At 72.0% G+C, this 21,832-nt stretch carries 17 protein-coding genes; 11 read left to right on the plus strand and 6 right to left on the minus strand.

Annotation, left to right across the window (positions count from 1 at the left end; all coding sequences use genetic code 11):
* Positions 1–85 precede the first annotated feature (85 nt).
* Positions 86–520 (plus strand): (2Fe-2S) ferredoxin domain-containing protein, encoded by a 435-nt coding sequence (locus tag ACZ4IF_RS30240; protein ID WP_467568406.1) that lies wholly within the window; start codon positions 86–88, stop codon positions 518–520.
* Between the two features lie 106 nt (positions 521–626).
* Here the strand turns inward: ACZ4IF_RS30240 and fusA are convergent, their stop codons facing one another.
* Positions 627–2,726: an elongation factor G gene (gene fusA, locus ACZ4IF_RS30245; protein ID WP_467568408.1), complete on the minus strand. Its 2,100-nt coding sequence runs from the start codon at positions 2,724–2,726 to the stop codon at positions 627–629.
* Between the two features lie 1,228 nt (positions 2,727–3,954).
* Between fusA and ACZ4IF_RS30250 the strand changes: the two genes are divergently transcribed.
* On the plus strand, positions 3,955–4,704 hold the full coding sequence (locus tag ACZ4IF_RS30250; protein WP_467568411.1) for an MBL fold metallo-hydrolase: 750 nt from the start codon (positions 3,955–3,957) through the stop codon (positions 4,702–4,704).
* A 29-nt stretch (positions 4,705–4,733) separates the two neighbouring features.
* Here ACZ4IF_RS30250 and ACZ4IF_RS30255 read toward each other — a convergent pair whose 3' ends face one another.
* Complete coding sequence (locus tag ACZ4IF_RS30255) at positions 4,734–5,591, minus strand: GNAT family N-acetyltransferase (protein ID WP_467568413.1); 858 nt, start codon at positions 5,589–5,591, stop codon at positions 4,734–4,736.
* 213 nt (positions 5,592–5,804) lie between these two features.
* Here ACZ4IF_RS30255 and ACZ4IF_RS30260 point away from each other — a divergent pair, with 213 nt between their 5' ends.
* Both ACZ4IF_RS30260 and ACZ4IF_RS30265 read left to right on the plus strand, forming a co-directional pair.
* Positions 5,805–6,374 carry a GNAT family N-acetyltransferase gene (locus tag ACZ4IF_RS30260; protein ID WP_467568415.1) on the plus strand — a complete coding sequence of 190 codons (570 nt, stop codon included), beginning with the start codon at positions 5,805–5,807 and terminating at the stop codon, positions 6,372–6,374.
* 45 nt (positions 6,375–6,419) lie between these two features.
* On the plus strand, positions 6,420–7,898 hold the full coding sequence (locus tag ACZ4IF_RS30265) for a glycoside hydrolase family 76 protein (protein ID WP_467568417.1): 1,479 nt from the start codon (positions 6,420–6,422) through the stop codon (positions 7,896–7,898).
* Between the two features lie 87 nt (positions 7,899–7,985).
* Here ACZ4IF_RS30265 and ACZ4IF_RS30270 read toward each other — a convergent pair whose 3' ends face one another.
* Positions 7,986–8,642: a chaplin gene (locus tag ACZ4IF_RS30270; protein WP_467568419.1), complete on the minus strand. Its 657-nt coding sequence runs from the start codon at positions 8,640–8,642 to the stop codon at positions 7,986–7,988.
* Positions 8,643–8,920: 278 nt separating this feature from the next.
* On the opposite strand from ACZ4IF_RS30270, the gene ACZ4IF_RS30275 reads away from it, so the two are divergent.
* The 3 genes from ACZ4IF_RS30275 (at position 8,921) to ACZ4IF_RS30285 (ending at position 12,823) form a co-directional block, all read left to right on the plus strand.
* Positions 8,921–10,495: an alpha/beta hydrolase gene (locus ACZ4IF_RS30275; RefSeq protein WP_467568421.1), complete on the plus strand. Its 1,575-nt coding sequence runs from the start codon at positions 8,921–8,923 to the stop codon at positions 10,493–10,495.
* Between the two features lie 142 nt (positions 10,496–10,637).
* Entirely contained in the window at positions 10,638–11,159 is a 522-nt protein-coding gene (locus ACZ4IF_RS30280; RefSeq protein WP_467568423.1) for a DUF4232 domain-containing protein, read from the plus strand.
* Between the two features lie 113 nt (positions 11,160–11,272).
* A complete protein-coding gene (locus ACZ4IF_RS30285) occupies positions 11,273–12,823 on the plus strand; it encodes an FMN-binding glutamate synthase family protein (protein WP_467568425.1) in 1,551 nt (516 codons plus the stop codon).
* Between the two features lie 19 nt (positions 12,824–12,842).
* On the opposite strand, the gene ACZ4IF_RS30290 is transcribed toward ACZ4IF_RS30285, so the two are convergent.
* Both ACZ4IF_RS30290 and ACZ4IF_RS30295 read right to left on the minus strand, forming a co-directional pair.
* Positions 12,843–14,108, minus strand: a complete 1,266-nt coding sequence (locus ACZ4IF_RS30290) for an arginine deiminase (protein ID WP_359490464.1) — start codon at positions 14,106–14,108, stop codon at positions 12,843–12,845.
* A gap of 18 nt (positions 14,109–14,126) precedes the next feature.
* Positions 14,127–15,545 carry a basic amino acid/polyamine antiporter gene (locus tag ACZ4IF_RS30295; protein WP_467568427.1) on the minus strand — a complete coding sequence of 473 codons (1,419 nt, stop codon included), beginning with the start codon at positions 15,543–15,545 and terminating at the stop codon, positions 14,127–14,129.
* 128 nt (positions 15,546–15,673) lie between these two features.
* On the opposite strand from ACZ4IF_RS30295, the gene ACZ4IF_RS30300 reads away from it, so the two are divergent.
* Positions 15,674–16,768, plus strand: a complete 1,095-nt coding sequence (locus ACZ4IF_RS30300) for a baeRF3 domain-containing protein (RefSeq protein WP_467568429.1) — start codon at positions 15,674–15,676, stop codon at positions 16,766–16,768.
* A gap of 57 nt (positions 16,769–16,825) precedes the next feature.
* On the plus strand, positions 16,826–17,839 hold the full coding sequence (locus tag ACZ4IF_RS30305; protein WP_467568431.1) for a Gfo/Idh/MocA family protein: 1,014 nt from the start codon (positions 16,826–16,828) through the stop codon (positions 17,837–17,839).
* 166 nt (positions 17,840–18,005) lie between these two features.
* Here ACZ4IF_RS30305 and ACZ4IF_RS30310 read toward each other — a convergent pair whose 3' ends face one another.
* Positions 18,006–19,115: a medium chain dehydrogenase/reductase family protein gene (locus ACZ4IF_RS30310; RefSeq protein ID WP_467568579.1), complete on the minus strand. Its 1,110-nt coding sequence runs from the start codon at positions 19,113–19,115 to the stop codon at positions 18,006–18,008.
* Positions 19,116–19,260: 145 nt separating this feature from the next.
* Between ACZ4IF_RS30310 and ACZ4IF_RS30315 the strand changes: the two genes are divergently transcribed.
* Together ACZ4IF_RS30315 and ACZ4IF_RS30320 are read left to right on the plus strand one after the other, a co-directional pair.
* On the plus strand, positions 19,261–20,076 hold the full coding sequence (locus ACZ4IF_RS30315) for a TetR/AcrR family transcriptional regulator (RefSeq protein ID WP_467568433.1): 816 nt from the start codon (positions 19,261–19,263) through the stop codon (positions 20,074–20,076).
* Positions 20,077–20,312: 236 nt separating this feature from the next.
* Entirely contained in the window at positions 20,313–21,782 is a 1,470-nt protein-coding gene (locus tag ACZ4IF_RS30320) for a PP2C family protein-serine/threonine phosphatase (protein WP_467568435.1), read from the plus strand.
* Positions 21,783–21,832: the final 50 nt, after the last annotated feature.

The following is a 21,832-nucleotide window of genomic DNA, read 5'->3' on the forward strand; positions in this document are numbered from 1 at the left end:
GACGGGCGGGTCGGTCCGGCGCCCCGCACGGGGGGACCTGGCTTGTGCGGTGCCGCCCGACATCCTTCGAGGAAGGTCTCGTACCGTGACAGCCAACGGTCCGCTCCCGCGTGCCCGTTCGGCGGTGCTGCGCGCCGTCGGAGCGCTTCCCTGCACCCTCGTCGTCTGCCGCGGCTGCTGCTGCGGCGATCCGCGCAAGTATCCGCAGAGCGATCACGCAGGCCAACTGGCGCGGCTGCGGGCCGGTGCCGAGGCCTCCGGGGGCCGGTTCACCGTGCGTACGACGGACTGCCTCGGCCCCTGCGACCAGGCGAACGTGATCGTGGTGCGGCCGTCGGCCGAGGGGCGGCGCAGCGGGGGCCGGGCCGCCTGGATCGGATTCGCCCTGGACGACGAGTGCACCGAGGAGCTGATCGGCTGGGCGACGGCCGGAGGCCCCGGCGTCGCCGAGCCACCGGCCGCGCTGGAGCTCCAGTTCGTCCGGCCGCCGCGCGGGACCCGGTCCCGGGGGCGCCGCTGACGCGGCCCGGGGCGTCACGACGCCCCGCCTCGCGACGCCCCGGGCCCTGACGTCCGAGGCGGAGCGGTCCTGCACCCGGCGTCGGGGCAGGACCGCTCCGCCCGTGTCACCGGACCGGCGTCTCGCGGGACGCCGTGCCCGGTGCGGGCGCGTGGCCGGTGGGCCGGGCGGTGAACACACCGCGGCCCTGGGTGCGGCTGCGCAACCGGGTGGCGTAGCCGAAGAGTTCGGCCAGCGGGACGGCGGCGATGATCACCGTCGCGTCCGCCCGTGTCAACGAGCCCGAGACCCGTCCGCGCCGCGCGGCCAGATCACCGAGCACCCCGCCCACCGCGTCGTCGGGCACGGTGACGGTGACCTCGGCCACCGGTTCCAGGAGCGCCATGGTGGCGGCCCGGAGCGCCTCGCGCAGCCCGAGGCGGCCGGCCGTGCGGAACGCCATCTCCGAGGAGTCCTTGGAGTGGGTCGCCCCGTCGGTCAGGGTGACCCGCAGCCCGGTCACGGGATGACCGCCCAACGGACCCTCCGCCAGGGCGTCCCGGCAACCGGCCTCCACCGCGCGCTCGTACTCGCGCGGCACGCGGCCGCCCACGACCGTCGAACGGAACTCGAAGCCCGTCGCGCTCGTGCCGCCGTCGCCCGGCGTGGCCTCCAGTGGTTCCACGTCGAGCACGACATGGGCGAACTGGCCGGCGCCGCCGTCCTGTTTGACGTGCCGGTAGACCAGACCGGACACCCCGCGCACGACGGTCTCCCGGTAGGCCACCTTGGGGCGGCCGACGGCGACCTCGATGCCGTGGGCCCGCCGGATCTTCTCCACCGCCACCTCCAGGTGCAGTTCCCCCACGCCCGACAGCGTCGTCTGACCGGTCTCCGGGTCGGTACGGACGACGAGCGAGGGGTCCTCCTCCGCGAGCCGCGCGAGCGCGGACACCAGACGGTCGGTGTCGACGGCACGGCGCGCCTCGACCGCGACCGACACCACGGGCTCGGCGACCGCGGGCGGTTCGAGCAGCAGCGGAGCCGTCGGAGCGCACAGAGTCGCCCCGGCGTGGGCGGACTTCGGCCCGATCAGCGCGACGATGTCGCCGGCGACGGCCGTGTCCAGCTCCGCGTACCGGTCGGCCCGGACCCGCAGGATGCGGCTGACCCGTTCGGTGCGCCGTGCGCCCACGTCCATCACTGTCTCTCCCTTCCGGATCGTTCCCGAGTACACCCGCGCGTACGTCAGCCTGCCCGTCGCCGTCGCGTTGACCTTGAACACCAGGGCGGCGAACGGCTCCTCGGGATCGGCGGCCCGTTCCCGCCCCGCGTCGTCGCCGGTCCCGCGTACGGCGGGCACGTCCAGCGGCGAGGGCAGATACGCCACGACGGCCTCCAGCAGCGGTTCGATACCGCGGTTGCGGTAGGCCGAGCCGCAGAGCACCACGACGCCCTCGCCGGTCCGGGTCAGGTCGCGCAGCGCCGAGGCCAGCGTGGAGGCGCGCACGGTGGAGTCGGTGCAGAACTCCTCCAGCGCGGCGGGGTGGAGTTCCGCCACCGCCTCTTCGAGGAGCCTTCTGCGCCGCCGTGCCTCGTCCAGCAGGCCTTCCGGCACGGGGCCCTCCTCGGCGGTGTCGACACCGTCGGCCCACACGAGGGAACGCATGCGCAGCAGGTCCACCACTCCGGTGAAGCCGTCCTCCGTACCGATCGGCAACTGCACGACGAGCGGTGCCGGATGGAGCCGCTGCCGGATCGACTCGACGGCCGCGTCGAGGTCGGCGCCGGCGCGGTCCAGCTTGTTCACGAAGGCGATCCTCGGGACGCCGTGCCGGGCCGCCCGCCGCCACACCGACTCGCTCTGCGGCTCGACACCGGCCACGGCGTCGAACACCGCGATCGCGCCGTCGAGAACCCGGAGCGAGCGCTCCACCTCGTCGGAGAAGTCGACATGGCCGGGTGTGTCGATCAGGTTGATCCGGTGGCCGTCCCACGCACAGCTCACGGCCGCGGCGAAGATGGTGATGCCGCGATCGCGTTCCTGGGAGTCGAAGTCGGTGACGGTGGTGCCGTCGTGCACCTCTCCGCGTTTGTGGGTGGTGCCGGTGGCGTAGAGGATCCGCTCGGTGACGGTGGTCTTGCCCGCGTCGACGTGGGCGAGGATGCCCAGATTGCGGACGGTGGACAGCGGGCTGGTCAGGTGACGGTGCAGGTCGGTGCGCACGGCGCATGGCCTTTCGGGTGATCCGGATCGGGTGGCGCGATTCCCGGACGGCGGCCCTTGGTCCGGGCCGTGGGAGATCTCCTGCGCACCGCGCCGTGATGCGGCGGGCGCATGCCGCCGCCTCGGCGCCGACGGACCGGGCCGTCGGCGGGCGCACACCTGGGCCGGCGGAAGGCTGCCGGCGTGCGCGCGGGACCGACGGGCGGTGACACCTGTCGGCGTGAAGGGCGAGGGGCGGGGATCAGACGGTCGTCTCGGGCCTCCGGTACCGGCCGCGCAGCGGGTACCGGGCCCACGAGGACACGAGGATCACCTCGTACAGCGACGGGGGAACCACGACAGCGGTGCGGTCACGCACGGCCCGGCTCCCCTCACTCGTCACGATGCGCGGCGCCGATGCGGCGGTGCGCGAATGTGTGAGGAGTCTAGGGAAGCGGGGACCCGGCCCGCACCGGAATATCCTCCGAAATGCGGTTGCCGCTCCACTGCGCGGGGCTCGTGCGGCGCGGGGCTCGCTGTGGTGGCCGTTTCGCCGTCTGTGCGGTGGGTGGGTCGGGGCCGTGCCGGTGATCCGCCCGTTGCAGCCCTCGTCTGGTCCGGTGTGTCGGTGCGGTGGGGTCGTGGCGCCGTCCGCAACGGGCATGTGATGCACCGGCACGGCCCCTTCGGTGAGTGGGCGACTGCGGGTGCGTCCATCGCGGGTTCCCGCCCGCCTCTGGGGACGGGGTCACCCTTCAGCCCGTCCGGTCACCTCTCCAGCCCGTCCGGCGGCAGCTCCCAGGCGGTCGTCGTCCGAGGCTGACTCCCGTCCCGTCCGACGGCAGCTCACGTCCGGCGCTGACTCCCGTCCTGTCCGACGGCAGCCCCCGTCCCGTCCCGCATTGAGGGCAGGGAACCACCCCTCAGCCCGTCCGGCGATCGAGGACGAGGCCGTCCAGGCCGATCTGGCCCGGTGCCGGGCGCCCTACGAGTGCCGGTGGGCCCCACCCCACCCGTCCCGCCCGGGAGCGGAGGGCGCACCTCCCAGCCCGTCCGGCGCTTGAGGACGAGGCCGTCCAGGCCGATCGGGGGGCCGGGGGACGGAGCCCCCCGGGGGCATGAGGTCGGCATCGGCACAGCCTGCCGGACACGTCCCGCACACCCCTGTCGGCGCTCGCGAGCGGTCGCGATAGCGTCGTTCCGGCACTGCGGCTCGGGCCGCGCACAGGTCTCACACGTCGGGATGGTCATGCGCGAGGATGCGATCGTCGAGGCTGCAGCAGGAGTGCACCTGGTGCACGGCAGCAACACGAACTGGGTGATTCTGAGCGACGGCGACGCCGCCACCCTGATCGACACCGGCTATCCCGGCGACCGCGGGGAACTCCTCGCCTCCCTCGAAGCGCTCGGCCACGCGCCCGAGGCCGTCCGTGCCGTCCTCGTCACGCACGCGCACAACGACCATCTCGGCTCCGCCGACCATCTGAACCGCACCTTCGGTGTCCCGGTCCTGATGCACGAGGCGGAAGTGCCGCACGCGCGCCGCGAGTTCCTGCATCAGGTGAGTGTGGGACAGGTGCTGCGCCAGGGGTGGCGACCCGGAGTGCTGCCGTGGGCGGTGCACGCCCTGCGGTCCGGCGGCAAGGCGGACGTACGGATGACGCAGCCCGAGGCGTTCCCCCAGGAGGGACCGCTGGATCTGCCCGGCCGTCCGGTTCCGGTGCACACCCCGGGCCACACACCGGGGCACTGCGTCTACCATCTGCCGGACGCCGGGATCGTGATCTCCGGTGACGCCCTCGTCACCGCCCATCCCACCGCACGGGGGCGCGGCCCGCAGCTGCTCCCGGCGATGTTCGACACCGATCGCGACGGCGCTCGTACGTCCCTCGCGCGCATCGAGTCCCTGGCCGCCGACGTCCTGCTGCCGGGCCACGGTCCCGTGCACCGCGGCGCGGTGGGCGATGCGGCACGTCGCGCCCGCGAACTCGCCGGCTGAGGGGCCGGTCCGACAGATCCCGCGGCGGACTAACCGAGTTCGAGCGTCGTCACTCCGTAGACGCGCTCTGTGGCGAACGGCCTGACGGGCCCCGTGTACATGCGGGCCGTCTCGAAGGAGGGCGTCAGGCCGAGTTCCTCAGCGAGGGCGACCCCCGTGGTGTTCGTCCGGGGCACGTCCACCGCGATCGGACGCCCGGCGGCGTCGTCGGCCAGCGCGGCGATCAGAGCCCGGGCGTCGTCGGCGGTGTCGGCGAACAGCGGGCCGACGCGCAGGGAGTCACGGGCCGGACGGATCACGGCGTACCCCGAGAGGTGCCCGTCCGCGGCGGTGCGGACGAAAGTGCGGTGGCCCGGGCCGGTCAGCCACGAGTCCAGGAAAACCGGCCGGTCGGCCGGGTAGCAGGCGCTGTCGTACGCCGTGACGGCCGCACGGTCCGCGTCCGTGGCGGCCCTGACTCCCTCGGGTACCTCGCCCGCGGGGACGATCCCGCCGAACCGGGCCGTGCGGTGGGCGAGTTCGAAGCCTGACCGGCGGTAGTTGTCCTGCTGCGCCACCACGCCGTCGAGGCCGACGGTACGGTCGCCGGCGTGCGCGAGGGCCGTCTTCCAGGTGGTGAGGCCGTAGCCGCGGCCGCGCAGGTCGGGCCGTACCAGATAGAAGCCCAGGAAGGCGTAGTCGGCTCCGTAGTTGACGACCGAGACGGCCGAGACGAGCTCGCCGCCGATGCGTCCGATGAAGAAGCCCTCGGGGTCCTGGGCGAAGAAGCTCGCACTGTCCGACAGCCCGGGATTCCACCCCTCGTCCGCCGCCCACTCCCCGACCACCTTCCAGTCGTCGATCGAGGCCTGGGCGACGACGAGATGCTCCGGTCCCGGAGAGGTCATGTGGGCGCTCCATTCCGTACGGGGTCGCTTCGGTGCGGTGCTCTGCCGCACGCGCAGCATCCTTCCCGATCTCCGTACCGATCGCAGCCGCAACCGTCCCGCGCCGGGAGAGATTCGGCCAGTCCGGCGAACGACACCCGTGGGCCCGGGCAACGGCGTCAACCCGGTCTGTTCCCAGGGATGTTGTCCCACGGACAGCCTAGGGTTGCCGTCATGAGTGTCGAACACGTGACCCTGCGCCCGGTGGCCGAGGACGATCTCCCCGTCCTGGAACGGTTCTTGACGGAGCCCGAGGTGTCGGCCCCCTTCCAGTGGTTCGGCTGGTGGGACATCCGGCGCTGGCGGCGACAGTGGGCGGACACCGGCCTCATCACCGAGGACGGGGGCCATCTCATGGTGGTGCGGGAGTCCGAGCGGCTGGGATTCGTCGCCTGGCGGAAGATCGCCTCCAGCCGGACCACGCACTACTGGAACATGGGCATCGCCCTGCTGCCGAACGCGCGCGGCAAAGGCATGGGGACCGAGGCCCAGCGGCAGCTCGTCCGCTACCTCTTCGCCCACACGCTCGTGAAGCGCATCGAGGCCGACACCGAGGCGGAGAACATCGCCGAGCAACGCGCCCTGGAGAAGGCGGGATTCACCCGCGAGGGGGTGCTCCGCAGCGTCGTGTTCCGCGACGGACGGTGGCGTGACGGCGTCCGGTACAGCATCCTCCGCGAGGAAGTCGCGCCCGACGGTTCGCCCGCCACCACCTCCATTGACGCGGCCACGTCACGAGACTAGCTTCCGGGAGCGCTCTCTTCCCCACCTCCCGAACGGAGGCCGATCGTGCCGACAACGTTGTCGCGGCATCTGCGGAGAGCCGTGCCCGTCCTCCTCGCCCTCGCGGCGGGCATCACCCCGCCCTCGTCGTCCGCCGCCGCTGCCGGGCCGCCGCACGCACTCGCCGCGGCCGTCTGCAACAAGTACTGCGACGCCCGCGACCCCGCCCTGTCCCCGCAGGACCGGACCCCGGTCTCCACCACCCTCTTCTCCCGCTCGATGACCCTGCACTTCGACGACGCCGACGCCATGGGATGGGCGTCGCTGGACAACGGCAGCCCCGGGGACGAGGTCTGGCTCGACCGCTCCTTCGACGGCGGCCGCACCTGGAGCTCCGGCAGCAGGCTCGGCGACACCACCGTGCCCGCGGGGCAGCGGGGGTGGCGCACCCTGATGTACAACGTGGACGACTGGAACGCCCGTGGTGTCGGCGCACTGCGGGCCTGCGGAAAGGCCGGTGACCGCGGCGACATCGCGTGCACCGCGTGGGCGCGCACGACATGGAACGCGGGCGAGCGCCGCACTGCCGCGGCCACGGCCGAGATGATGTTCTACGACAACGCGACCGGGCTCTTCGCCACCACCGGCTGGTGGAACTCGGCGAACGCGCTCACCGCCGTGATCGACAACATACGGGCGACCGGCATGGGCAGCTACCGCTACGCCGTCGCCACCACCTACGACCGCCAGCTGAACGCCCAGGGCGGACAGTTCCGCAACGACTACATCGACGACACCGGCTGGTGGGGGCTCGCCTGGGTGGCGGCGTACGACCTGACCGGGGACACCCGCTATCTCGCCACCGCGCGGGCCGACGCCGACCACATGGCCGCCTACTGGGACACGACGTGCGGCGGCGGGGTGTGGTGGAGCACCGCGAAGACCTACAAGAACGCGATCGCCAATTCGCTCTACATCCAGCTCAACGCCGCCCTGCACAACCGTCTCCCCGGCGACACCGCCCACCTCTCGCGCGCACGGGCGGGCTGGACGTGGTTCCGCTCGACGGGAATGGTGAACTCCGCGCACCTGGTGAACGACGGCATCAGCCTGTCCACCTGCCGCAACAACGGCGGCACCGTGTGGTCCTACAACCAGGGCGTCCTGCTGGGCGCGCTCACCGAGCTGAACCGCGCGACCGGTGACGGCGCGGTCCTGAGCGCGGCGCGGCAGATCGCGGACGCCGCCACCACGTCCCCCGAGCTCAACACCGCGGACGGGATACTGCGGGACCCGTGCGAGAGCGGGGACTGCGGGGCGGACGGCCCCTCGTTCAAGGGCGCCCACGTGCGTGGCCTGGGCAGGCTGGACGCGGCGCTGCCCGACCATCCGTACACCGCCTATCTGCGCAGGCAGGCGGACGCCGCGTTCCGCGGGGACCGCAATGCTCTCGACCAGTACGGGCTGCGCTGGACCGGGCCGCAGGACCGTGTCGACGCGGCACGGCAGCAGAGCGCGCTCGACCTGCTGAACGCCACGCCCTGAGGAGCACGCGGGGCATCCGGTCCGCCGGACTCCGCTCGGGCCCCACCGGTCACGGATCCGGTGGGGCCTTCCGTCGGTGACCGTGGATCAGCGCACCGCGACAGGCCGGAAGCGCCGGTACAGGACGGCTCCGCCCAGCAGCAGTGCGGCGCCCGCGGCGATGGTCGGTACCGTCTGGTCCGCGCCGGTGCTGGCGAGGGCGGGCACCGGCTGCCCCGGGACCTGCTGGGGCACCACGGGGCGGGGGTGCGCCTTGGGCGGGGGCGGCGTCGGCGTGGCCGGCTGCTCGGGACGGCCGCCGGAGGTGTTCGTCGACTCGTTGCCCACGGCAGCGTTGCCCACCCCGACGACGTTCACGGAATTGCCGCTGACGTTCACGGGCAGGTCCACCGGGAGCTGCACGCCGTTGCCCGACAGCAGCCCCGGCGAATCCTTCGCGCCGCCCTCGGCGGCCGCGCCGCCGTGTGTCGAGCTCGCCCCCGTCTCGTTCGCCGCTCCCCCGTCACTCCTGGTGGCGCAACTGTTGCCCGTCGCGGGGTTGAGCAGTCCGACCACGTTCACGGTGTTCCCGCACGCGTTCACGGGAACGTGCACCGGGAGCTGGACGGTGTTGCCGGAGATCAGTCCCGGCGACCCGGCCGCGGTGCCGTCCGCCGCGGAGTCGGCGTGCGCCGGCATCGTCACGGCGAGCGCACCCGAGGCGGCGGCCGCGGCGATCAACCCATTTCGGGTAGCCCGTTTCATAGGTTTCCTGCCTTCCAGACATCGTCGCGGGCACTCACCCGCATCGCGTAAAACGCAGGAGAACCATCCGAGTTATGGCTTATCGGTCTTTCACTCCATCGAGCGTCACCGTTATCGAACGCCCGCGTGCCGGGTCGTGACGGATTACGACAGGAGCGGTCGCGAAGGGTAAGGCACCTCGGCCCGCGGCGCTCGCCGGGAGGCGTGCCCCCGGGGCCACGCTTATCGTGATCGAGGGGGTGTCGCCGGTCCACCGCGGGGCGAGCCTGGAGGCATGCATGCTGTCCGTGCACCAACGAGGCACGGTCGCCGGAGCCGCGGCCGCGACGCTCGCGCTGCTCGCGGCGAGCCTCCCCACGGTGGCTGCTGCCGCGGACCAGCCCGACCTGTCGCGTTTCTACCAGCAGAAGGTCAAGTGGGCCGCCTGCACGGGCTCCGGAATGCCCCACGACATGCAGTGCGGCAAGGTGACCGTGCCGCTGGACTACGCGCGGCCCGGTGACGGCACCCTCGACGTGGCACTCGCCCGTTATCGGGCGACCGGTGCGTCGCGCGGGTCGGTGGTGCTGAACTTCGGCGGCCCGGGGGGCGCCGGGATATCCCAGCTCGCCGCCGACAGCAAGGATTTCATGGGGCTCACCAACGGCTACGACGTGGTGACCTTCGATCCCCGGGGTGTCGGCCGGTCCTCGCCCGTCAGCTGCGGCACGGGAGCTGAGGACGTCTCCGCCACCACGGACCCCACCGCCGAGGCGGGCGACCCCAAGGCCGCGCTCAGGACGGTGGAACAGTACGCCAAGCAGTGCGTCAAGCACTCCGGCCCGGTGCTCCAGCACATAGGCACGGTCAACGCCTCCCGGGACATGGACGTCATACGCCAGGCGCTCGGCGACAAGAAGCTCAACTACCTCGGCTTCTCCTACGGCACCCGGCTGGGCGCGGTGTACGCCGCGCAGTTCCCCGACAAGACCGGCCGGATGACGCTCGACGGGGTGGACACGCTCACCGAACCGCTCACGGAGCAGTCCCTGGTGAGCGCGCAGGGGCAGCAGACCGCGCTGGACGACTTCCTCACCTGGTGCGTCAAGGACATGGCCTGCCCCTTCGGCCAGGACGCGCGCGGCGCGCGGAAGCAGGTCGTCCAGCTCGTCGACTCACTCGACCGGGACCCCATCACGTCGGCCTTCGGGGACCGGTTCACCGGCCAGGACCTGGTGGGCGCGATCAGCCAGGCGCTCTACAGCGAGTCGCTGTGGCCCTCGCTGGAACAGGCCCTCGCCGCCCTGATCCAGGACGGCGACACGCATGCCCTGTCCCAGCTGTCGGGCGGTATCGCGATGCCCGGAGCGCCCGCGGCGGGCCGGAAGGACGGCGGGCTGGTGGGTGACGAGGACGTCCCCGTCGACAATCTGCTGGCCGCCCTGATGGCGATCAACTGCGCGGACGACCCCGACCGGCCCACCGCCGCCCAGCTCACGAACGACATGAGCCGGCTGCGCGCCACCTTCGAGGAGGCCTCCCCCGTCTTCGGCCCGTTCCGGCTCAACCAGGTGATGCTGTGCTACGGCCGGCCCAAGGGCACCGACTTCATCCGCGAGCACGTGCGCGACGTCCACTCCCCGAAGATGCTGCTCGTCGGCACCCGTGGTGACCCCGCGACCCCTTACCGGTGGACCGTCGAGACCGCCGCGCGGCTGGGTCCGTCGGCCGTGGTGCTCGACAACAAGGGTGAGGGGCACACCGGCTACACGTCGTCGAAGTGCGTGCACCAGAAGGTCGACGACTTCCTGCTGTACGGCTCGCTGCCGGGCAGCGGCAGCTCCTGCGGGACCGACGACGACAAGGCACGCTGACGGCGGGTCCGGCGGTGACACGGCCGGGCGACACGGACGAGCCGGCTACAACCTCTCGTATGCCGTGGTGGTCACACTGGGCAGGGCGCCGCCCGAACCGGGCACGGCGCACCGTTCGTGACGACTCCAGGGGGAACCGCCGATGCGCATCCGAACCGTCCTCACCCTCTCGGCCGCCGCCACCGCTCTGCTCCTCGCGGTGCCCCAGAGCGGCTCGGCCACCCCGCAGCAGGCCGCCGGCCGGATCGCGAAGTGTGCGGGCAAGGTCCTGCAGCTGAGGGCCGGGCAGTCCGCGGACGCCCGCGTCGTGCACATCGGCGTCACGAACCGTTCCCCCCGTACCTGCACGGTCGACCGCATCCCCACCGTCACCTTCGGGGACCTGGACGGCGCCGCCCTGCCGACGCCCGCGGGAGAGAGCGGCCCGTACCGCCTCGGCCCGGGCCGGACGGCGTACGCGGCCGTCCGGACGATCGCCGACCCCGCCGACCCCGAGGCCCGCAGGGTGGACTCCATCACCGTGTCCGCCGACCCGTCCCTGTTCGGGCGTTCGTTCACCGCGGAGCAGCTGGGCGCGGGGGACGCCGTACTGGTGTGGGAGCCCATGACGACGTGGTGGAAGCCGTCCGTGGCCGCCGCGGACAAGGCGCTCGGCCTCGGCTGAGCGGCTCCCGGCATCCACCCGGCGCGCCCGGTCGCCGCGCCCCGGACAACCCGAGCGGCAGCTCAGCTTTCGCCCCGTGCCGCGAGGTGGGTTTGACTCGTGGTGTGCGCCGGATGCTCTTGCCACTGTTCGTCGCCCTCGGCGCGGCCGGGGCGGTGGTCCTGGCATGCGCCGTGTCGGCGTGGTGGTGGTGTGCGGCGGGGGTCCTGCTGGTCCTGACCGCGCTCGCCGTGCACGACCTGACACAGCGCCGCCGTGCGGTGCTGCGGAACCACCCCCTGCTCGGCCGTTTCCGGCGCGTCGTGGCGGGACGGCACTCCGCCGGACGGGCCGACGACGGGCGTCCGTACGGCCCCGGGGTGGTGGCCCTCGTGCGCGAGCGGGCCGCGGGCGCCGAGGCGCCCGAGCCGTTCGGCACCCGAGGGGACGTGTACGCCGGCGGGCACGAGTTCCTGGAACCGTCGATGTGTCCGGCCGAGGTGCCCGACGAGCCGCCCGTGGTCCGCGTCGGCGGCCCCGACTGCACCAAGCCGTACGACATGGCGCTGCTCAACGTGTCCGCGATGAGTTTCGGCGCACTGTCCTCGCATGCCGTCCTGGCGCTGAACAGGGGGGCGGCGAAGGGCGGTTTCGCGCAGGACACCGGCGAGGGCGGCCTGTCGGACCATCATCTGCGCGGCGGCGGGGACCTGATCTGGGAGATCGGCACCGGGTACTTCGGCTGCCGCACCATCGAAGGGCGGTTCGAGGCACGGGAGTTCGCGGACAAGGCGGCGCTGCCGGAGGTCAAGTGCGTGTCGCTGAAGCTCTCGCAGGGCGCTCATCCGGGGGCCGGCGCGATCCTGCCGGGGGTGAAGGTCGGTGCCGAGGTGGCCCGGGCGCGCGGCGTGCCGGAGGGTCGGGCCGTGGTGTCACCGGCGTGCCACCGGGAGTTCTCCACTCCGCGGGAGATGGTGTGCTTCCTGGCCCGCATGCGGGAGTTGGCGGGCGGCAAACCCATCGGGTTCAAGCTGTGCGTGGGTTCGCGCCGTCAGTTCCTCGCCGTCTGCAAGGCGATGCTCGCCGAGGGGGTCACCCCGGACTTCATCGTCGTCGACGGCGCGGAGGGCGGTACGGGCGCCGCTCCGGCGGAGTTCCCCGGCGCCGTGGGGATGCCGCTCACGGAAGGCCTGCTCACGGTGCACAACGCGCTGGTCGGCGCCGGGCTGCGCGACCGCGTCCGGGTCGGTGCGAGCGGTGGCGTCGCCACCGGCGCCGACATCGTCCGGCGGCTGGCGCAGGGAGCGGACTACACCAACGCCGCGCGCGCGATGATGCTCGCCCTCGGCTGTCTCCGGGCCCGTCGCTGTCACACCGGCACCTGCCCGACGGGAATCGCCACGCAGGACCCTCGTCGGGCGCGCGCCCTGGACATCGCCGACAAGGCCGAGCGTGTCCACCGGTATCAGCGGGCGACCGTGCGCAGCGCGTGCCGGATCATGGCGGCAGCAGGGGTGCGGGACCCGGCCGACCTGGTGCCACGTCTCCTGCTGCGGCGCATCGACGCGGCGACCGTGCGCTCGTACGCGGAGCTCCACGAGTGGCTGGCGCCCGGTGTGCTGGGGGCAGAGGCGCCCGCGTCGTGGCGGGCGGACTGGCGGGCGGCGGACCCGGACGTGTTCTGACCGAACGCGGTCGACGGGCTCAGAAGTCCACGGGGTCGCGGACGATGGGACAGGTCATGCAGTGGCCGCCGCCCCTTCCCCGCCCGAGCTCGGCGCCGACGATGGTGATGACCTCGATGCCGGCCTTGCGCAGCAGCGTGTTGGTCTGGGTGTTGCGGTCGTAGGTGAACACCACGCCCGGTTCCAGGGCGACGGCGTTGTTGCCGCTGTCCCACTGCTGGCGCTCGGAGGCGTAGACGTCCCCGCCGGTCTCGACGACGCGCAGCTCGGACAGGCCGAGGGCCTTGGCGACGACGTCGGTGAAGGGACGCGCGCCCTCGTCGGTGAGTTCGATACCGGGGGCCTTGTCGCTCGGGCGGAGGGAGAAGGTGTGGACCGCGTCCATGATGGTCGGGTACAGCGTGACGAGGTCCCGGTCGGCGAAGGTGAAGACGGTGTCGAGGTGCATGGCGGACCGCAGTTTCGGCATGCCCGCCACGATGACGTGCTCGGCGGCCCCGTTCTCGAAGAGGGCCGCCGCGACCTGGGTGATGGCCTGCCGTGAGGTGCGCTCGCTCATGCCCATCAGCACGATGCCGTTGCCGACCGGCATGATGTCGCCGCCTTCGAAGGACGCCTGGCCCCAGTCCCGTTCGGGGTCGCCCCACCACACGGAGGAGCCCGCGAAGTCCGGGTGGAAGGTGTAGATCGCCTTCATCAGGAGCGTCTCGTCGTGCCGGGCGGGCCAGTACAGCGGGTTGAGCGTGACCCCTTCGTACAGCCAGCACGTCGTGTCGCGGGTGTACAGGGTGTTGGGCAGCGGCGGCATCAGGTACTCGCGGACGCCCGTCGACTCGCGGGCCAGGGCGACATAGCCGGAGCGGAACTCGTCCGGCAGGTCGGCGGTGGCCAGACCGCCGATCAGGTACGTGGCGAGCTCGGCGGGTTCGAGGGTCTCCAGGAAGGCCCGGGTGTCGTCGACGAGTCCGAGTCCGACCTCGTTCGCGGTGATCTTCCGGTCCAGGAGCCAGTCCCGGGCGACGGGCATCGCCATGGTCCGGGCGAGCAGTTCGTGCAGCTCCACCACGTCGACGCCGCGCTCGCGCAGTTTGTTGACGAAGTCGGCGTGGTCGCGCTGGGCGTTCTCCACCCACATGACGTCGTCGAAGAGCAGGTCGTCGGAGTTGGTGGGGGTCAACCTGCGGTGCGCGAGGCCGGGCGCGCACACCAGCACCTTGCGCAGTCTGCCGACCTCCGAGTGGACGCCGTACGCGGGACGGCCGGTGGTGTCCTGACGACTGGTCACGGTGTGCCTTTCTCCGGGTCAGAGGCTGATCCAGCCCAGTGCGAGGGCGACGATGCCGAGGGCCGCGCCCGCGGTCGAGACGGCGAGGACGACGAGTTCGCGGGGCGAGAAGAGCCGTCTGCCCTGCTCGCGCCGCGCCATCACGAACAGGACGGTGGCGGGCGCGTAGATGATGAAGGAGACGAGGATGAACTTCAGTCCTGCCGCGTACAGCAGGAAGGCGGTGTAGAGGGTCGCGAGGAGGCCGACGGCCAGGTCCCTGCCGCGTCCGGCGCGCGCGATCTTGACGGCGAAGGCGGCCGCCAGCAGGAACGGAATCAGTGTCAGGGCGCTGGTCAGGTCCAGCGCGAAGTTGAACGCGTCGTCCGAGAACAGGGTGACGACCAGCATGATCTGAGTGAGGATCGTCGACATCACCAGGGCCGACACCGGCACGTCGGCGGCGGTGGAGCGGGCGAGGAAGCGGGGCATGTCCTCGTCCTTGGCGGCGACGAACAGCACCTCGGCCGCCATCAGCGTCCAGGCGAGGTAGGCGCCGAGCACGGAGACGATCAGTCCGACGCTGACGAAGACCTTGCCCCAGGTGCCGACAGCGCTCTCCAGGACCCCGGCCATGGACGGCTGGCGCAGTTCGGCGATCTCGCTCATCGGCATCAGCCCGTACGACACGATCGTCACCGAGGCGAAGATCGCGAAGACGCTCAGGAAGCCGAGGAGGGTCGCGCGGCCCACGTCCTCGCGGCGTCCGGCGTGCCGTGAGTAGACGCTGGCGCCCTCGACACCGAGGAACACGAACACGGTCGCCAGCATGGTGCCCTTGACCTGGTCGAAGAGCGAACCGGCGTAGTCGGCGCCGGCGAAGTTCTCGGCGAACACGTGCGGTTTCAGGTAGAAGAGCGCGAGGACGACGAAGACGAGGATCGGCACGACCTTGGCCACGGTGACGATCCGGTTGATGGCCGCCGCCTCCTTCACTCCGCGGCGGATGAGGAGGAAGAACGCCCACAGGCCGACGGAGGAGATCACCACCGCGAGGACGGTGTCGCCCTCGCCGAGCGCGGGCGCGATCGCCCCGACGGTCGACATGATGAGCACCCAGTACGTCACGTTGCCGACGCAGGCGCTGGCCCAGTAGCCGAACGCAGAGAAGAAGCCGAGGTACTCGCCGAAGCCCACCTTCGCGTAGGCGTAGACGCCCGCGTCGAGGTCGGGTCTGCGGATCGCCAGGCGCTGGAAGACGAAGGCGAGCATCAGCATGCCGGTGCCGGCGACGGCCCAGGCGATGAGGGCGCCGGCGACGCCTGCCTCCTCGGCGAACCGGCTCGGCAGGGAGAAGACCCCGGCTCCGACCATCGAGCCGACGACCATCATGGTGAGGGTCGGCAGTGTCAGCTTCGCGGCCGGCGGCGCCTGCGCGTCCGTGTCCACCTGCGTCATGGGCGTCCTGCCGGGAAGGGCATCGTCGTGCGCGACCACGATGCGGACCTCGTCATCTGGCGACGCAGCGACCCTAGCAACGAATTGCACCAAATGCCCGATAGGGGAATTGGTCCTATGGTGCTGTTATGGAGCACGCACTCAGCCCCGCGACCCTCTCCGAGCTGCGCAGGCCGCGGCCCTACCCGGCGGTGTCGGTGCTGACGCCGACACACCGCCGTGAACCAGACAACGCCCAGGATCCGGTCCGGTTGCGCAATGTGATGGCCGAAGCCAAGAAGCAGCTGGAGGCCGATCCCGCCGTCACCCGCGAGCGACGCACCGACGTCCTCCAGCAGCTCGACCGGGCCGTGAACGAGATCGACCTGGCACATACCGAGGACGGTCTGGTGATCTTCGCGGCACCCGGCGAGCACCAGGTGTGGTCCCTGGCACGCACCGTGCCCGAGCGCGTCGTGCTCTCGGACACCTTCCTGACCCGCAACCTCGTCGCCGCACAGGCCTCCGAGCGCCCGTTCTGGGTCCTGTCCGTCGCCGCCGACCGGGTCACGCTGTGGAACGGCGGCGGAGGCCATGTCGTCGAGGACCACACGGGCGGCTTCCCGCTGGTCAGAGACCGTGAGAACTTCGACGCGGAGCGTCAGGAGCAGATCGGCGACATCCCGAGCACCTTCCGCGACGAGGGCACCCGCCGGTTCCTGCGCGACGCGGACACCGTCCTGGCCTCGGTCCTGCGGGAGAACCCGCGACCGCTGTACGTCACCGGCGAGACCGCCGCGCTCTCCCTCCTGGACGAGCTCGGCACCGTGACCAAGGACGCGACGCACATCCCGCACGGCGGGCTCGCGCACGGCTCCGCCGAAGCCGTGTGGCAGGCGATCCGCCCGCTGATCAACGCCGAGGAACGCAAGGGGGCCGACCAGGTCGCCCGCGAACTCGAAACGGCCCTCGGCCGCAAGGAGTTCGCCGCCGGCGTCGACGAGGTGTGGCAGAACGCGACCGAGGGCCGCGTCCGGCTGCTCGCCGTCGAGGAGAACTACCGGGTGACGGTCCGCGACGACGGCGACCATCTCGTCCCGGCGGAAAGCGGTGATCTGGACTCCCGTGAGGACATCGTCGACGAGATCGTCGAACAGTGCCTGGAGACGGGTGCCGAGGTCCGCTTCGTCCCCGACGGGAGCCTCAGGGACGCGAAAGGCATCGCCGGGGTGCTGCGTTACTGATCATTCCGACCGACAATCGGACAGAGAACCGAACGTCGGCGGAGAGGTACGGAGCGCGTGAACGACCTGTTGGGTGTCGCAGTCCTGGGTGCCGGACACATGGGAGCCGACCACATACGGCGGATCGACCAGCTGGTGAGCGGCGCCCGGGTCGCCGCCGTGGCGGACCCCGAGACGGACCGGGCGAAGGACGCCGTGGCCGGCATCGAGAACGTCTCGGTGCACGCCGAGGCCGTCGCCGCTCTCGACGCGCCGGGCGTGCAGGCGGTGTTGATCGCCTCCCCCGGTCCGGCGCACGAGGCGGCACTCCTCGCGGCCTTCGCGCGCGGGCTGCCGGTGCTCTGCGAGAAGCCGATGGTGCCGGAGTCCTCCGGCGCGCTGCGGGTGGTGGAGGCGGAGGCGCGGCTCGGCCGCCGGCTCGCCCAGATCGGCTTCATGCGCCGGTACGACGCGGAGTACCTGCGTCTGAAGGCCCTGCTGGACGGCGGCCGTCTGGGCAGGCCCTTGATGCTGCACTGCACCCACCGCAATGTGTCGTCGCCGCCCCACTTCACCTCGGCGATGCTGGTCAACAGCTCCGTCTCGCACGAGATCGACGCCGCGCGCTGGCTGCTGGGCCAGGAGCTCACGGCCGTGACCGTGCTCCGCCCCCGGCCCTCCTCGCAGGCCCCGGAGGGCCTGTTGGACCCCCAGTTCGTACTGTTCGAGACCGCGGACGGCGCCGTGGTCGACGTCGAGGTCTTCGTCAACTGCGGCTTCGGGTACCAGGTGCGGTGCGAGGCGGTCTGCGAATCGGGCAGCGCCCGGATCGGTGACGAGCACACGATGGTGGTGACGTCGGCGGGCGGTGCGCGCGAGGAGGTGGCGCAGGACTATCTGGTGCGGTTCGCCGACGCCTACGACCGTGAGGTGCAGGCCTGGGTGGACGCCACCCGGCAGGGCCGGGTCACCGGCCCGAGCGCCTGGGACGGATACGCGGCCTCCGCCGTCGCCGAGGCGGGCGTCCGGGCCCTGGAGGAGGGCGGCCGGGTGAGTGTCGAACTGGCCCCGCGCCCGGACCTGTACGCGTGAACGACGGCGGCGGGCGCCCGGGCCCGCCGCCGCGCGCCGTCAGCCGCTGCGTGCGGTGCGGCCCGAGTGAACAGCGGTCGAACCCCCGCGAGTCGGCGAGGACGGGCCCCTGCGCACCGTCGCTCCGCGGCCGGCACGTCGCGCGGGCCGGGCTGCCGCGCTGTCGTCACCGGGAACCGGGCGCCGCGCCGTCCGCCGGGTCCGGGACGAGGATGACCTTGCCGGTGACGGTGCCGGACTCGGCGAGCCGTACGGCCTCCGCCGCGCGGCTGAGCGGGACGCGCGCCGCCACCTGGGCGGTGATCGCGCCGTCGGCGAGCAGGGCGAGCACCTGGCCGAGGTCGGTGCGCAGCCGCTCGTGGAAGGCGGCCGAACGACGCTTGCCCGCCCAGATGTTGTAGAAGTGCGTGCGCCGGCCGTTGGGCAGCAGGTTCCACAGGAGCAGCCGGCCGATGAGCTTCAGCACGGGCAGCTTGGACGAGCCGGCGACGTCCCGGGTGGCCGCGGTGCCGTACGAGACGAGCGTGCCGCCCTTCGCCAGCAGACCGAAGGAGTCCACGATGCCGTCGCCACCGACGTGGTCGAAGACGGCGTCGACGCCGCCCGGCGCCAACTCCCTGACCTGGCCGGGGAGATCGGCGGCGCGGTAGTCGAGTGGTGTCGCGCCGAGCGCACGCACCGCCTCGTGGTGCCGGGGCGAGGCCGTGCCGATGACCCGGATACCGGCGTGCCTGGCCAGTTGCACGAGGGTGGAGCCCACTCCGCCGTTCGCCCCGTGCACCAGGACGGTCTGTCCGGCGCGGACGCGGGCGACACGGTGCAGCATCTGCCAGGCCGTGATGCCGTTGACGACCACCGTCTCGGCCTCGGCGGGGTCCAGCCCGCCCGGGACCTCGACGAGACCGGCGACAGGGAGCGCGACGAGGCTGGCCCAGCCGCCCACCTTGGTCAGTGCGGCGAAGCGCCGGCCGACCAGGGAGGCGTCCACGCCCTCGCCGGTCCGGACGACGACGCCGACCATGTCGTACCCGGGCACGAAGGGGAACGGCGGCTGGTCGTAGTACTTGCCGCGGCGCATCTGCTGCTCGGCGAAGGACACCCCGGAGGCCTCCAGGGCGAGGACGACCTCGCCCGCGGCGGGCCGCGGCGCGGGGCGGACACGGATCTCCAGGCCGGAGGGCTCCACGACGCCCGGGAGGACCACCTCGGTCACCGCTCCCCCGGCGGTGTCGCCACGCTCGGCGGGATTGCTGTCCTCGACGGGGTGACTCTCCATGACGGCCTCCGGGTTCATGACGGACAGAGCTCCTTCGTTATCGACTCTCGCTTGCGTGAGAGCTTCTAACTAAAGCTTGCTCCTCTATATTCTGTTGGTCAAGAGCGGTCACCACCGCACCCCCAGCAGACGAAGAGGCGATGACGTGGCCACAGGAAGCCGGACCGGTACGGGCCCGCGCGATCGGTTCCGCGCGCAGGTACGACAGGAGGTCAAGACGGCGGCACTCGGACAGCTGGCCGAAGGCGGTCCGGAGGCGCTGTCGCTCAACGCGGTGGCCAAGCAGCTGGGCATGACGGGACCCGCGCTGTACCGCTACTTCGCCAACCGGGACAGCCTGCTCACCGAGCTGGTCGTCGACGCCTACGGAGATCTGGCGGCCGCACTGTCCCGGGCGGCGGGCCACGAAGCGCAAGGCCCCGGCAGCGGCCCGCACGACACCGGCACGACCGGCGCGGGCGACACGACCGGCGCGGCCCACGGGGGCGGCGCGACGGGCACGGACACGAGCGACGCCGAGGCTCCGGACGCCGTCGCCCGCCTGGCGGCGATCGCCCGGGCCTACCGCGCCTGGGCACTGGCCGAGCCGCACCGCTACCGGCTCCTCTTCCGGGCGCCGCTCCAGGGGTACGACGCCCAGTCGACCAGCCTGGTGGAGGCGTCCCAGCCCGCCATGAACGTCGTACTGGCCGCGGTGAGCGACCTGGCGCAGCCGGACTCGCCGGCTCCGGAGGGTCCGGCTGCACAGTTCCGGCGGTGGATGGAACGTCACGGGATCGAGGACGTCCCGGAGGCGGTCGCCGCGCGGTCCACCATCCTGTGGGCCCATCTGCACGGCTTGGTCAGCCTGGAGATCGAGGGCAATTTCGCCTCGATGGGCATCGACCCGGCGGCCCTGTACGAGGCCGAGGTGAAAGACTTCACGAGCACTCGCACATATGCTCCTCGAACAGGAGAATGAACGACGGGCGCAACCCCGCATCCACCCGTCAAGTCACGTACGCCACCTACGACTTGCACCACCGCACGCGTACCGCATACGTCCTGGGCGACCGGCCCGGAAGGACTGCGGCATATGCCAGATGCACCACCGTATCGGGTGTTGCCAAATCCCTTACAGCGCGTCGCAGGCTGTGCAACAGTCGTAACGGTCCTTCCGTCACACCAGGTCGTACCGTCCCCGCATCGGAGTACGTCATGCCCTCCCACCTCTCTGCGGACCGCTCCGCCGCCCAGCCGCCCCGGCGCGGCTCGGTCGACGCGCTGATCTCGCAGACGCGGCAGCTGCGGGGCGAGGTGGATGCCGTACGCCGTGAGGCACCCTCCGAGGTCACGGACCCACAGGGACGCTGGCAGCGGGCGCTGTGCAACCTGGCGATGCATCAACTCAACGATCTCGACGCGCACTTGGCGCAGCTGCGGGACGGCCCACCACCCTTCCCCGGCGCACCCGCGGCAGCGCCGGCCAGCACTCCGGCCGCGCCCGCCGCGTCCCGGCACGGCTCACTGCTGAGCAGGGTCGGCAGCGCCGAGTGGAATCTGCTGACCGACGAGGCCGGCTGGTCGGGCGAGCTCTACCAGATCCTGGGCCGCGACCCCGCCGCTCCCCCGCTCACCCTGGACGAGCTCCCCTCCCTGGTACTCGACGAGGACCGGGCGAAACTGACCACGATGGTCACGGACTGCCTCATCGACGCCAAACCGATCGACGGGGAGTTCCGCATCGTGCGCCCCGACGGCGAGGTGCGGGCCGTCCACATGATGGCCGAGCCCGTGCTCGACGCCGACGGCAGCACCACTTCGATGTGGGCCGTACTCCGCGACGTCAGTGAACTGCGGCGCAGCCAGCGGACGGTGAGCGAGCGCCGTGACTCGCTGCAACACCAGCGGCACCTCGCGCAGACCGAGCGGCGCATCGCGGTCGAGCTGCAGGAATCCGTGCTGCCGCCCCGGCGCGGTTCCTTGCGGTCCCCGCGCCGGGGCCCCGGAACGCTGGATCTGGCCGCGCACTACCTGCCGTCCTCGACCGGAGCGCTGATCGGCGGCGACTGGTACGACGCACTCGATCTCCCGGACGGGGAGATACTGTTGAGCGTCGGCGATCTCACCGGCCACGGGGTCACCGTGACCTCGGGCATGGCGATGCTGCTCGGCGCACTGCGCGGGATGGCCATGGCGGGCACCGAGCCGGGCCAACTCATGTCATGGCTGAACCAGTTACTGGACACCACCGTCCAGCCCGCTCTCGGCAGCGCCGTCTGTTGCCGCTACCGGCCCGAGACCCGCACCCTACGCTGGGCACAGGCAGGCCACCCCGCCCCCCTGCTGTTCCGCGAGGGGACGGGGCGCGCACTGACACCACCGGACGGCGTGCTGCTGGGGGCGACCTCGGGAGCCGTCTACGGACAGGCCGAAGAGACTCTCGAAGAAGGCGACCTGCTGCTCCTGCACACCGACGGACTGGTGCCGCGGCAGTGGGGATCCTCTCGCCGGGCCGAAGCCGGGAGCGAGACAGGAACGGCCGCCGTACAAGGTCTGCTCGGCTTGGCCCCACGCTTCGACGGAGCCCGTACCGCCCAGGACTGTGTACGGATGGTGGTTGAAGAATTCGGCGAATCCGAGCGCGCGGACGACGCGTGCGTGCTCATCGCCCGGGTCGGTTCCTGACGGCTTCGCGCACGAGAATCACACCGCGCCCTCCGACGGTGCCAAGGACC

The organism is Streptomyces sp. NPDC025784, assembly GCF_055558435.1.